We start from the raw sequence: 12,491 nt of genomic DNA, 5'->3' as shown, positions 1-12,491 counted from the left end.
TAGCGGTGGGCCCGCCGCAGCGGGCTGCGACACGCGGTCGCAGCCCCGGGCCATCACATGCCCGAGTAGTTCGGGCCGCCGCCACCCTGCGGGGTCACCCAGACGATGTTCTGGGTCGGGTCCTTGATGTCGCAGGTCTTGCAGTGCACGCAGTTCTGCGCGTTGATCTGCAGCCGCGCGTTGTCGGCTTCGCCAACGAACTCGTACACGCCGGCCGGGCAGTAGCGCGCTTCCGGGCCGGCGTACTCGGCCAGGTTCACCTTCACCGGAATGCTCGGATCCTTCAGCGTCAGGTGGCTGGGCTGGTTCTCGTCGTGGTTGGTGCTGCTCAGGAACACCGAGCTGAGACGATCGAAGGTCAGCACGCCATCGGGCTTGGGGTAGGCGATGCGGGTGTGCTTGGCTGCCGGTTCCAGGCAGGCGTGGTCCGGCTGGGTGCGATGCAGGGTCCACGGCGGGTTGCGCACGCCCAGCTTGGGCAGCAGCCACTGCTCCACGCCGGTCATCAGCGTGGCCACGGTCTGGCCCTTCTTGAACCACTGCTTGAAGTTCTTGGCCTGCTGCAGTTCGGTGAACAGCCAGCTGGCTTCGAACGCCTTCGGATAGGCGCTCAGTTCATCGTGCTGGCGGTCAGCAGCCAGCGCATCGAACGCGGCGTCGGCGCACAGCATGCCGGTCTTGATCGCCGCGTGGCTGCCCTTGATGCGGCTGGCGTTGAGGTAGCCGGCCTCGCAGCCGACCAGTGCGCCACCCGGGAACACCGTCTTCGGCAGCGACAGCAGGCCACCGGCGGTGATCGCGCGGGCGCCGTAGCCGATGCGGGTGCCGCCTTCCAGGTGCTTGCGGATGGACGGGTGGGTCTTGAAGCGCTGGAACTCCTCGAACGGGCTCAGCCACGGATTCCTGTAATCCAGGCCGACCACATAGCCGATGGCGACCTTGCCGCCGTCGGCGTGGTACAGGAACGCGCCGCCATAGGTGTCGCTGTCCAACGGCCAACCGGCCGCGTGCACCACCAGGCCCGGCTCATGCTTGGCCGGGTCGATCTGCCACAGTTCCTTGATGCCGATGCCGTAGGCCTGCGGATCCTTGCCTTCATCCAGCTTGAAGCGTGCGATGAGCTGGCGGCCGAGGTGGCCACGGGCGCCTTCACCGAAGATCGTGTACTTGGCATGCAGGGCCATGCCGCGCTCGAAGGCCGGCCCGATGCTGCCGTCCTTTTCGATGCCCATGTCGCCGGTGGCCACGCCGATCACTTCACCGTTGTCGCCGTACAGCACCTCGGCGGCGGCGAAGCCGGGGAAGATCGCTACTTCCAGCGCTTCGGCCTGCTGCGCCAGCCAGCGGGTCACTTCCCCCAGGCTGATGATGTAGTTGCCTTCGTTGTGGAAGCACTCCGGCAGCAGCGCGTTGGGCGTGCTGCGCGCGCCGGTTTCGCTGAGGAACAGGAACTCATCGCGGGTGACCTTCTGCTTCAGCGGCGCGCCGCGCTCGGCCCAGTCGGGGAACAGCTCGGTCAGCGCACGCGGGTCCATCACCGCGCCGGACAGCACGTGTGCACCGGGTTCGGAGCCCTTTTCCAGCACGCACACCGACAGCTCGCGGCCGGCTTCCAGCGCGCGCTGGCGCAGGCGGATCGCGGTGGCCAGGCCGGCCGGGCCGGCACCGACGATCACCACGTCGAATTCCATTACTTCACGCGGGGGCAGGGCGTTGGCTTCAGCGCTCATCGAATGCATGACTCGTGGGTAGTGCCGGCATCGGGGCCACCGGCGGTGCCTGGGAATCGCGCGTGCAACCACGTGCGAAACGCTTGTTTGAATGTGTCAGGGTACCGGGACGCGCGTGATCGAGCTAGATCGGCGATGTTCACACCGCGTTTGCTGCAGTGCAGCGAGCGATGCCGTCGGTAGGTCGGCCTCTACCCGTGCACCAACCCTGCCCGGATGACCGACAATGGCCAGGTCCTGACTGCGCGTGAGTGCCATGGCTTTGCATCCGTACGATCTGTTCGATGTCCGTTCCCTGCTCAGCGAGGAAGAGCGCGCGGTGCAGGACAGCGTGGCCCGCTTCACCAACGAGCGCGTGCTGCCGATCATCGGCGATGCCTTCGACCAGGCCCGCTTCCCCGAGGAGCTGGTGCCTGAGGTGGCCGCGCTCGGCCTGCTCGGCGCGACCCTGCCCACCGGGTACGGTGGCGGCGGCCTCGGCGCGGTCAGCTACGGCCTGATCTGCCAGGAACTGGAGCGCGGCGATTCGGGCCTGCGCAGCTTCGTGTCGGTGCAGAGCTCGCTGTGCATGTACCCCATCTACGCTTATGGCAGCGAGGAGCAGCGCCGCCAGTGGCTGCCGGCGATGGCCCGCGGCGAACTGATCGGCTGCTTCGGCCTGACCGAGGCGCACGGCGGCTCCGACCCGGCCGCGATGAAGACCCGCGCGGTGCGCGATGGCAGCGACTGGCGCATCAGCGGCAGCAAGATGTGGATCACCAGCGGTCCGGTGGCCGACCTGGCCATCGTCTGGGCGCAGACTGAGGATGGCATCCAGGGCTTCGTGCTGGAAAAGGGCATGGCCGGCTTCACCACGCAGGAGATCAAGCACAAGATGAGCCTGCGCGCCTCGCTGACCGGTGCGCTGTACTTCGATGACGTGCGCGTGCCCGACAGCCACCGCCTGCCCAACGTGAAGGGCCTGAAGGGCCCGCTGGGCTGCCTGACCCAGGCCCGCTTCGGCATCAGCTGGGGCCCGATCGGTTCGGCCATCGCCTGCCTTGATGAGGCGCTGGGCTATGCCAAGGAACGCGTGCTGTTCGGCCGCCCGCTGGCTGCCACCCAGAGCGCGCAGATCAAGCTGGCCGAAATGGCCCGCCGGATCACCACCGCGCAGCTGCTTGCGTTGCAGCTGGGCCGGCTGAAGGAAGCCGGTCAGCTGCAGCCGCAGCAGGTCAGCTTGGCCAAGTGGAACAACTGCCGCATGGCCATTGATATTGCCCGCGAATGCCGTGACCTGCTGGGCGGCGCCGGCATCACCACCGAGCATGTGGCGATCCGGCATGCGCTGAACCTGGAATCAGTGATTACCTATGAAGGCACCGAGACCGTGCACCAGTTGGTGATCGGCCGCGAGCTGACCGGCATCAACGCGTTCTGACGCTATCCGGTTTCCGGACGCGATGCGGGGGAGCCGAGCGCGGGCTCGGCTCTACAGGAGCGTACGTGTAGAGCCGAGCCCATGCTCGGCTGCTTTCTTTCACGCCCCGCCGGCAAAGCCGTGCTGGCGCCAGGCTTCGTACATCACCACGGCCACGGTGTTGGACAGATTGAGGCTGCGGTTGTCCGGCCGCATCGGCAGGCGCAGGCGGCGGCCTTCGGGCAGGGCATCAAGCAGATCCTGCGGCAGGCCGCGGCTTTCCGGCCCGAACAGGAAGGCATCGCCTTCTTCGAACGCCACGCTGTCATAGCGCACGCTGGCCCGCGTGCTCAGGGCGAACAGCCGCTTGGGCGCGATGCGCGCCAGCGCGGTATCCAGATCGGGGTGCACCTGCAGGCGCGAATACTCGTGGTAGTCCAGCCCGGCGCGCTTGAGCTGCTTGTCTTCCAGTGCGAACCCGAGCGGTTCGACCAGGTGCAGCTGCGCGCCGGTGTTGGCGCAGAGCCGGATCACATTGCCCGTGTTGGGCGGGATTTCCGGTTGGAACAGGATCACGTGGAACAGGGGCGCGGCATTCATCGCTGCAGTGTACCTGCGACCGGTGCCGCCTTTACGGCGCACGCCCTGCACAGGGCAGGGCGGACGCCGCTTACGGGCGCAGCAGGACCTGGGCGGTTTCGCTGGCCAGGGCCTGCAGATCGGCCGCGCTCGGGCGCACCTGCAGGGTGGGCAGGTTGGTGATGACCTGGTTGGCGACGCTGGTGGCGGCGGCGGCCAGGGTGGCGGCGTAGCGCTGGGCTTCCAGTTCGGTGGCCAGGGCGACGCGCTGTTCCAGGCTCGGGCGCACTTCGACGGCGGCCAGGGTAGTGATCGGCATCGCGGCGGCGACCGGGGCGGCGAAGAAGCCGTCGCGCTCAGCCAGCTGGTCGGCGCTCGGGCGCACTTCCACGGTGGCCAGGGTCGGGATGCCGCTGGCCTGTTCCCAGGCCTGCTGGGCCAGCTGGTCGGCGGCCGGGCGGACCTGCACGGTGGACAGGGTCTTGATGGATTCGGAGGCCTGCACCGACGAAACAACCGCGGTGCCGGCAATCAGGGCGATGGCGATGGCAATGGTCTTGGTGTTCATGACGGGGCCTGTTTAGTGTTAGTGAGAGGTGGTGTGGTAGTAATGTAGTACACCAGTTCTGGGCATGCAAGAAGGTTTTTCAGTTTCTTGTTTTTGTTCAGTATCCAGTCATGTTTTGTGTGAAGCCGCTTTCTGGCGCAGGAAGTACAAAGCAATCGCTGTGCCAACTTTTAGTTATTGATATTCAAGGGTTTTGTGGCGGATCCGCAGTGTCCGCAGAGCGGACACCTGTCCGTTTGAAGTGCGGTGGACACTGTCCGGACCGTGAACCCGGTGCACGTGACCGTGTGGATGGACCGGCCCGAAGGTCCTCGGCGGTAAACACCCCCAGTGACTGCTGGCCGATACCAGCCGCGCCGGGCGCGCGCTAGGATCGCGGTTCACCAACGTGACCAAGGATCTGGAAATGTCTCTCGCCCTGCGCCCACGCACCGCGCTGCTGGCCGTCGCCCTCAGTACTGCCCTCGGCACGCTCGCGCCGACTGCCGCACTGGCGGCCAAGCCAGCCGCTGCCGCCAAGGTCGATATCCCGTTCGAGCAGTTCACCCTGCCCAACGGCCTGCGCGTGATCGTGCATACCGACCGCAAGGCGCCCATCGTGGCGGTCAACATCTGGTACCACGTCGGCAGCAAGGACGAGCCGGCCGGCCGGACCGGGTTCGCCCACCTGTTCGAACACCTGATGTTCCAGAGCAGCGAGAACCACGACGGCGAGTACTTCGAGCCCTTCAAGCAGGTCGGTGCCACCGGCCAGAACGGCACCACCAACACCGACCGCACCAACTACTTCGAGAACGTGCCGACCACCGCACTGGACATGGCGCTGTGGATGGAATCGGACCGCATGGGCCATCTGGTCGGTGCGATCGACCAGGCGGCGCTGGACGAACAGCGCGGCGTGGTGCAGAACGAAAAGCGCCAGGGCGAAAACCAGCCTTATGGCCAGGTGTGGAGCCAGATGAACCGGTCGCTGTACCCGGTCGGCCACCCATACCACCACAGCGTCATCGGCTCGATGAACGACCTCAACGCCGCCTCGCTGGATGACGTCAAGACCTGGTTCCGCACCTGGTATGGCCCCAACAACGCGGTGCTGGTGCTGGCCGGCGACATCGACCTGGCCACCGCCAAGGAAAAGGCCGCCAAGTATTTCGGCAGCATCCCGGCCGGCCCGACCATGGCCCAGCCGAAGGTGGACGTGGCCAAGCGCGAGGCTGACACCCGCGAAGTGATGACCGACAAGGTGCCGCAGGTGCGCGTCTACCGTGCCTGGAACGTGGCGCAGGTCGGTACGACCGACATCGACCAGTTGCAGCTGCTGGGGCAGATCCTCGGCGGCGCGAAGTCCTCGCGCCTGAGCCAGCGCCTGCAGCACCAGGACAAGCTGGTGGACAACATCAGTGCTGGTGCCTACGCCTCGCAGCTGGGCTCCAATTTCATGGTCATGGCCACGGTGAAGCAGGGCCAGGACCCGGCCACGGTCGAGAAGATCATCGATGAGGAGATCGAGCGCCTCATCAAGGAAGGGCCGACGGCCGACGAGCTGTCGCGCGCCAAGACCGGCTTCCGCGCCGGCTTCATCCGCGGCATCGAACGCATTGGTGGCTTCGGCGGCAAGGCCGATGCCCTGGCCGAGTGCGCCGTCTACACCGGCGACCCGGGCTGCTTCCGCACCTCGCTGGCCAACATCGACAAGGCCACCGCTGCCGACCTGAAGCGCGTGGGCGCGCAGTGGCTGGGCAAGGGCAGCCATACGCTGGTGGTCGAGCCGGGCGAGCGCCTGGCGCTGCCGGAAGAGGCGACGCAGACCCCGAAGCCGTTCAACGTGCCGGCCGTGGACACGAAGTTCAGCACCCTGCCGGAGCAGGTTGATCGCAAGGCCGGCGTGCCGCAGACCCGTGAGTTCCCGCAGCTGAAGTTCCCGGCGCTGCAGCGTGCCACCCTGAAGAACGGCACCACCGTGGTGCTGGCCGAACGCCACGAGATTCCGGTGGTGCAGTTCAGCTACCAGTTCCCCGGCGGCTTCACCGCCGACCAGGGGCGCAAGCCGGGCACCGCCAACTTCACCATGAACCTGATGACCGAAGGCGCCGGCAAGCTAGGCTCGCTGGCGTTCGCCGATGCCGCCGACGCGCTGGGTGCCAGCCTGGATGCCGGTGCCGGCCTGGATGCGGTGACCGTCGACCTGTCGGCGCTGAAGGAAAACCTGGTGCCGTCGCTGGCGCTGTACCGCGACCTGCTGCGCGAGCCGCGCTTCGAGCAGGGCGAGATCGACCGGGTCAAGGCCTCGTGGATCGCCGGCATCCAGCAGGAAAAGGTCAACCCGAACGCGGTGGCCATGCGCGTGCTGCCGCCGCTGCTGTATGGCAAGGGCCACCCGTACGCCATTCCGTTCACCGGCAGCGGTGACGAAGCAGCGATCACCAGCCTGGGCCGCGAAGACCTGGTCGACTTCCACCGCGACTGGCTGCGGCCGCAGGACGGCACCCTGATCGTGGTCGGTGACACCACCCTGGCCGAGATCGTGCCGCTGCTGGACAAGCAGCTGGGCGACTGGAAGGCCAGCGGTGATGCCCCGGTGATCAAGGCCAGCACCGCCGTGGCCGTGCCCAAGTCCACGCGTGTGTTCCTCATCGACCAGCCGGGTGCGGTGCAGGCCAACCTGTTCGCCGGCCAGGTCGTGCCGCCGTCCAGCGATGCCAGCTCGGTGCGCTTCGACATCGCCAACGGCGTCATCGGCGGTGACTTCACCTCGCGCCTGAACATGAACCTGCGCGAGGACAAGCACTGGTCCTACGGTGCCCGTACCAGCGCCAGCAACACCGTGGGCCAGCGCCCGTGGATGGCGATGGCGCCGGTGCAGATCGACAAGACCGGCCCGGCCCTGGCGGAAATGCGCAAGGAAATCGTCCAGTTCGCCGATGGCAGCAAGCCGGCCACGGAGGCCGAGGTCAACCGCATCCGCAACATCCAGACCCTGAGCCTGCCCGGCGCCTACGAGACCGCCGCCGCGGTGGCCGCGACCATCGGCAACATCGTGCAGTTCAAGCGCCCGGATGATTACGTGGTGCGCCGCAAGGCCGAGATCGAGGCGATGACCCCGGCGCAGGTGCAGCAGGCCGCCGCCGAGATCAAGCCGCAGGGCCTGACCTGGGTGGTGGTGGGTGACCTCAAGCAGACTGAAGCGGCCGTGCGCGCGCTGAACCTGGGCGAGGTAACCGTGATCGATGCCGAAGGCAACCCGGTCAAGAAATAAGGCAATACCCGGCCCGCCATGTGGCGGGCCGGCTCCCCCGGTAGTGCCGGCCGCTGGCCGGCAACGCGTGATCCGAGGGTGACGATAGGGATTCAATCCCGCCCCCGGCTACCCCCGATTCAGGCTGTTCAGGCAGAATCCCCCCATACCCTTCCAGGATCTGCCCATGCGCCTTCTGCTGCTGTCGTCCCTGCTGCTCACCGTCACGGCCTGCACCTGGGTGCCGATGGAACCGGCCGGAAAGACGGTGCGGGTGCTCCCCGCCGGCCCGCTGCCGGCAGGCTGCATCACCAAGGGTGAGGTCGTGGTCACTGTGAAGAGCAAGGTCGGCTTCTACAACCGCAACCCGCTGCGCGTGCAGGAAGAGCTGGAAACCCTGGCCCGCAACGAGGCTCCCAGCGCTGGCGCCAACGCCGTGCAGGCCGCTGCGCCCCCCGCCGACGGCAGCCAGCGCTTCGCCGCCTTCCAGTGCCCGCCGCGCTGAACAGGGACCATACGGGCAAGGCTGAATCCGTAAAGATGCGGTTAAAGCCCCGGAGTTATAGAATAGCGCCCCCTTTTGCCTGAGCCTTGGCGCTAACCTCGATGCTCTTCAAGAATGTCTCGATCGCCGGCCTGGCACATGTCGACGCGCCGCATACGCTGACGACCAAGGAAATCAACGAACGGCTGCAGCCGACGCTGGATCGCCTGGGCATCCGTACCGACGTGCTCGGCGATATCGCCGGTATCCACGCCCGCCGCCTGTGGGACAACGGTGTGCTTGCCTCCGACGCCGCCACCATGGCCGCCCGCAAGGCCCTGGAAGATGCCGGCATCACCGCCGGCCAGGTGGGCCTGCTGGTCAACACCTCGGTCAGCCGCGACTACCTGGAGCCGTCCACGGCCTCCATCGTGTCCGGCAACCTCGGCGTCAGCGACGAATGCATGACCTTCGATGTCGCCAATGCCTGCCTGGCCTTCATCAACGGCATGGACATCGCCGCGCGCATGCTCGAGCGCGGTGACATCGACTATGCGCTGGTGGTGGACGGCGAGACCGCCAACCTGGTGTACGAAAAGACCCTGGAGCGCATGACCGCCCCGGATGTCACCGCCGACGACTTCCGTAACGAACTGGCGGCCCTGACCACCGGTTCGGGCGCCGCAGCCATGGTGATGGCGCGCTCGGAGCTGGTGCCCGACGCCCCGCGCTACAAGGGTGGCGTGACCCGCTCGGCCACCGAGTGGAACCAGCTGTGCCTGGGCAATCTCGACCGCATGGTCACCGACACCCGCCTGCTGCTGATCGAAGGCATCAAGCTGGCGCAGAAGACCTTCACCGCCGCCAAGATCGCCCTCGGCTGGGCCGTGGAGGAACTGGACCAGTTCGTCATCCACCAGGTCAGCCAGCCGCACACCGCCGCGTTCATCAAGAACTTCGGCATCGACCCGAAGAAGGTCATGACCATCTTCGGTGAGCACGGCAACATCGGCCCGGCCTCGGTGCCGATCGTGCTGAGCAAGCTCAAGCAGCTGGGCAAGCTGAAGAAGGGCGACCGCATCGCGCTGCTCGGCATCGGCTCGGGGCTGAACTGTTCGATGGCTGAAGTGGTCTGGTAAGACCCCGGGATCCGCCGTATGGCGGATCTGGACCTCCTGGGGGGCGCTGAACGTCGGCAACCGGGGCGTATACGTCCCGATTTTGCGGTTCATGCGCGAAAACCGTTACTTTTTCGACATGTCAGCGGCATCATGTCGATTCCATCGACATGAGCCGGCTGTATGGATGCCCAGACGCCCTACAACGCCCTGCCGCCGTTGCCGCCTGCCGCCGAGCTCGAAACCCGCGAGCTGCTGAAGGCCTGCATCGAAGCGCACAAAGCCCTGGCCTCGTTGAGGCAGGCTACCGGGCACCTGCCCAATCCAGCGGTGCTGATCAACACCATCCCGCTGCTTGAGGCGCAGGCAAGCTCGGAGATCGAGAACATCGTCACCACCACCGACGAACTGTTCCGGTTTGCAGACCACCAAGGTGCAGCGGACCCGGTCACTCGGGAAGCGCTGCGCTATCGGAGCGCACTGCAGGAAGGCTTCCAGTCGCTGGCGGAACGGCCGTTATGTACCCATACCGCTGAACGGGTCTGCAGCCGCATCAAGGACGCAGACATGCAGGTGCGGCGTGTGCCTGGAACGGCGCTGGTCAATCAGCAGAACGGTGAGCTGATCTACACGCCACCGGTTGGCGAGGCTCTGCTGCGAGAAAAACTGGCCAACTGGGAACGCTTCATCCATGACGAGCGGGACATCGATCCGCTCATCCGCATGGCTGTGGCGCATTACCAGTTCGAGGCGATCCATCCGTTCACCGATGGCAACGGTCGTACCGGGCGCGTACTGAATCTGCTGATGCTGGTGGAGCAGGATCTGCTTGACGTGCCGGTGCTCTACCTCTCGCGCTACATCATCGAACGCAAGGCGGCTTATTACCGTCTGTTGCTCGGCGTCACGCGCGACGGTGGCTGGGCGGCATGGATCGCCTACATGCTCGAGGCGGTCGCTGACACCGCGCGGTGGACGGGCGCGAAGATCCACGCCATCCGCCAGTTGCACGAGCAGGCCTGCGATTGGGTGCGCGCACAGCGGCCCAAGATCTACAGCCGCGAGCTGGTGGACGTGTTGTTCAGTCAACCCTACTGCCGCATCCAGAACCTCGTCGACGCCGGTATCGCTCGCCGCGAAACCGCTGCACGCTACCTGCGCGAGCTGGTGGACGTAGGCATGTTGCAGGAACAGCGCATGGGCAAGGAAAAGCTGTTCCTGCATCCTGCCTATCTGCGCCTGTTGTCCGACAATGTACACGCCCCCCAACATTACGTGCTGCCGCCTGCGGGCGCGCAGTGATGTCCCACTCCTGAAGAGCTGCCCATGAATCTTCCCGGTTACCCCGCCCACCCGCAGCGTTTCGAGGTCCGTCCGGGCCTGTCGATGAGCTATCTCGACGAAGGCCCGCGCGACGGCGAGGTGGTGGTGATGGTGCACGGCAATCCGTCGTGGAGCTATTACTGGCGCACGCTGGTGGCCGGCCTGTCGGACACGTACCGCTGCATCGTGCCGGACCACATCGGCATGGGCCTGTCGGACAAGCCGGACGACAGCCGCTACGAATACACGCTGCAGTCGCGCGTGGACGATCTTGACGCGCTGCTCAAGCATCTGGGCATCACCGGCCCGGTGACCCTGGCCGTGCACGACTGGGGCGGCATGATCGGCTTCGGCTGGGCGCTGTCGCACCACGACCAGGTCAAGCGCCTGGTGGTGCTCAACACCGCCGCCTTCCCGATGCCGGCGGCGAAGAAGATGCCGTGGCAGATTGCGCTGGGCCGCCACTGGAAGATCGGCGAGTGGATCATCCGCACCTTCAACGCATTCTCGTCCGGAGCCTCGTGGCTGGGCGTGGAGCGGAAGATGCCGGCCGACGTCCGCCGCGCTTACGTTTCGCCGTACAACAGCTATGCCAACCGCATCAGCACCATCCGCTTCATGCAGGACATCCCGCTGTCACCGGCCGACAAGGCATGGTCGCTGCTGGAGCGTGCCGGCAAGGCGCTGCCGTCCTTCGCCGACCGCCCGGCCTTCCTCGGCTGGGGCCTGCGTGACATCGTCTTCGACCACCACTTCCTGAAGGGCTTCCAGGCCGCGCTGCCGCGGGCCCAGGTGCATGCCTTCGAGGACGCCGGCCACTATGTGCTGGAAGACAAGCACGAAGTGCTGGTGCCGGAGATCCGCGCCTTCCTCGACGCGAATCCGCTCTGATGGATGTGCCGACCAACGGTCGGCACCCGCCCATCACCCCCCGGTAGGTGCCGATCGTTGGTCGGCACACCGGACTACGCCGCGATCGGGCTGTTGTCGTTGCCTTCCCAGTCCGCCGCGGTCAGCGGATCCAGGCCGTAGGCAATGCGCGCCTTGTCGCACTGCGGGCTGGCCTTTCCGTACTCCCATGATGCATCCACCTCGCGGCACACGCTGGGCCGGTTGGGGTGGATGGTGCAGCGCGAATACACGCCGATCTGCGCGTCAAGCGCCACGCAGCGCACCGGCTTGGAGTGCGTGCCGCGCATGCACAGGCGATGCGGGTCCAGTACCTCGGTCAGCTGGTGCGGCACGCCGCCGGGGGTGACCTCGTCCGATTCCATCCAATGGAAAGCCACGCGGTATTGAGTGCAGCAGGCGCCGCAGGTCATGCAGGGGTGTTGCATGGGCAAGCCGCCTCGGGCGGCAACGGGAATCGGGAACGAGGCTGCGGATTTTCCACGAAGCGGGCGGCCGCGCAAGAAATTCCGTAAGCGGCGACAATGAACGGATGAACGGACCCTGCAATATCGCGGCGCGGCTGCCTGAACTGGCCCGCGAACGCCCTGACCAGATCGCCATCCGTTGCCCCGGCCGGCGCGGCGCCGGCAACGGCATGGCGGCCTATGACGTGACCCTGGACTACCGCCAGCTGGATGCCCGCAGCGACGCCATGGCCGCCGGCCTGGCCGGCTACGGCATCGGCCGCGGCGTGCGCACGGTGGTGATGGTGCGGCCCTCGCCGGAGTTCTTCCTGCTGATGTTCGCCCTGTTCAAGCTGGGTGCGGTGCCGGTGCTGGTCGACCCGGGCATCGACAAGCGCGCGCTCAAGCAGTGCCTGGACGAGGCGCAGCCGGAAGCCTTCATCGGCATCCCGCTGGCCCATGTGGCGCGGCTGGCGCTGCGCTGGGCGCCGTCGGCCACCCGCCTGGTTACCGTCGGCCGCCGCCTGGGCTGGGGTGGGACCACCCTGGCCGCGCTGGAGCGCGCCGGTGCCAGCGGCGGGCCGATGCTGGCCGCCACCGATGGCGAGGACATGGCCGCCATCCTGTTCACCAGTGGCTCTACCGGTGTGCCCAAGGGCGTGGTCTACCGCCACCGCCACTTCGTCGGCCAGATCCAGCT

At 66.7% G+C, this 12,491-nt stretch carries 11 protein-coding genes; 7 read left to right on the top strand and 4 right to left on the bottom strand.

Translation table 11 applies throughout. The features are described from left to right. Nucleotides 1-53: 53 nt before the first annotated feature. Nucleotides 54-1,730 (bottom strand): electron transfer flavoprotein-ubiquinone oxidoreductase, encoded by a 1,677-nt coding sequence (locus tag ACQKDV_RS02170; RefSeq protein WP_427782150.1) that lies wholly within the window; start codon nt 1,728-1,730, stop codon nt 54-56. 256 nt (nt 1,731-1,986) lie between these two features. On the opposite strand from ACQKDV_RS02170, the gene ACQKDV_RS02165 reads away from it, so the two are divergent. Continuing rightward, nucleotides 1,987-3,150 carry an acyl-CoA dehydrogenase family protein gene (locus tag ACQKDV_RS02165; RefSeq protein ID WP_427782149.1) on the top strand — a complete coding sequence of 388 codons (1,164 nt, stop codon included), beginning with the start codon at nt 1,987-1,989 and terminating at the stop codon, nt 3,148-3,150. Between the two features lie 99 nt (nt 3,151-3,249). On the opposite strand, the gene ACQKDV_RS02160 is transcribed toward ACQKDV_RS02165, so the two are convergent. Both ACQKDV_RS02160 and ACQKDV_RS02155 read right to left on the bottom strand, forming a co-directional pair. Beyond that, on the bottom strand, nt 3,250-3,729 hold the full coding sequence (locus ACQKDV_RS02160; protein ID WP_079224780.1) for a tRNA (cytidine(34)-2'-O)-methyltransferase: 480 nt from the start codon (nt 3,727-3,729) through the stop codon (nt 3,250-3,252). A gap of 70 nt (nt 3,730-3,799) precedes the next feature. After that, a complete protein-coding gene (locus tag ACQKDV_RS02155) occupies nt 3,800-4,276 on the bottom strand; it encodes a hypothetical protein (RefSeq protein ID WP_427782148.1) in 477 nt (158 codons plus the stop codon). A 406-nt stretch (nt 4,277-4,682) separates the two neighbouring features. On the opposite strand from ACQKDV_RS02155, the gene ACQKDV_RS02150 reads away from it, so the two are divergent. From ACQKDV_RS02150 to ACQKDV_RS02130, 5 genes are all read left to right on the top strand, one after another. Further along, complete coding sequence (locus tag ACQKDV_RS02150) at nt 4,683-7,532, top strand: M16 family metallopeptidase (protein ID WP_427782147.1); 2,850 nt, start codon at nt 4,683-4,685, stop codon at nt 7,530-7,532. A 166-nt stretch (nt 7,533-7,698) separates the two neighbouring features. Then, on the top strand, nt 7,699-8,016 hold the full coding sequence (locus ACQKDV_RS02145; RefSeq protein ID WP_108758334.1) for a DUF4156 domain-containing protein: 318 nt from the start codon (nt 7,699-7,701) through the stop codon (nt 8,014-8,016). A 101-nt stretch (nt 8,017-8,117) separates the two neighbouring features. Next, nucleotides 8,118-9,134, top strand: a complete 1,017-nt coding sequence (locus ACQKDV_RS02140) for a 3-oxoacyl-ACP synthase III (RefSeq protein WP_427782146.1) — start codon at nt 8,118-8,120, stop codon at nt 9,132-9,134. A 162-nt stretch (nt 9,135-9,296) separates the two neighbouring features. Further along, nucleotides 9,297-10,415, top strand: a complete 1,119-nt coding sequence (fic, locus tag ACQKDV_RS02135) for a protein adenylyltransferase Fic (protein ID WP_427782145.1) — start codon at nt 9,297-9,299, stop codon at nt 10,413-10,415. A 24-nt stretch (nt 10,416-10,439) separates the two neighbouring features. Beyond that, nucleotides 10,440-11,327: an alpha/beta fold hydrolase gene (locus ACQKDV_RS02130; protein WP_427782144.1), complete on the top strand. Its 888-nt coding sequence runs from the start codon at nt 10,440-10,442 to the stop codon at nt 11,325-11,327. A gap of 74 nt (nt 11,328-11,401) precedes the next feature. On the opposite strand, the gene ACQKDV_RS02125 is transcribed toward ACQKDV_RS02130, so the two are convergent. Further along, nucleotides 11,402-11,773: a YkgJ family cysteine cluster protein gene (locus ACQKDV_RS02125; RefSeq protein ID WP_116865281.1), complete on the bottom strand. Its 372-nt coding sequence runs from the start codon at nt 11,771-11,773 to the stop codon at nt 11,402-11,404. Nucleotides 11,774-11,877: 104 nt separating this feature from the next. Here ACQKDV_RS02125 and ACQKDV_RS02120 point away from each other — a divergent pair. After that, on the top strand, nt 11,878-12,491 hold a 614-nt coding region (locus ACQKDV_RS02120), incomplete at its 3' end, for an AMP-binding protein (protein WP_427782143.1).

Origin of the sequence: Stenotrophomonas sp. NPDC077659 (assembly GCF_050268705.1) — a bacterium.
Taxonomy (GTDB): domain Bacteria; phylum Pseudomonadota; class Gammaproteobacteria; order Xanthomonadales; family Xanthomonadaceae; genus Stenotrophomonas.
The sequence above is the reverse complement of the archived record's forward strand: the minus strand, read 5'-3'. Positions and strand labels throughout refer to the sequence as shown.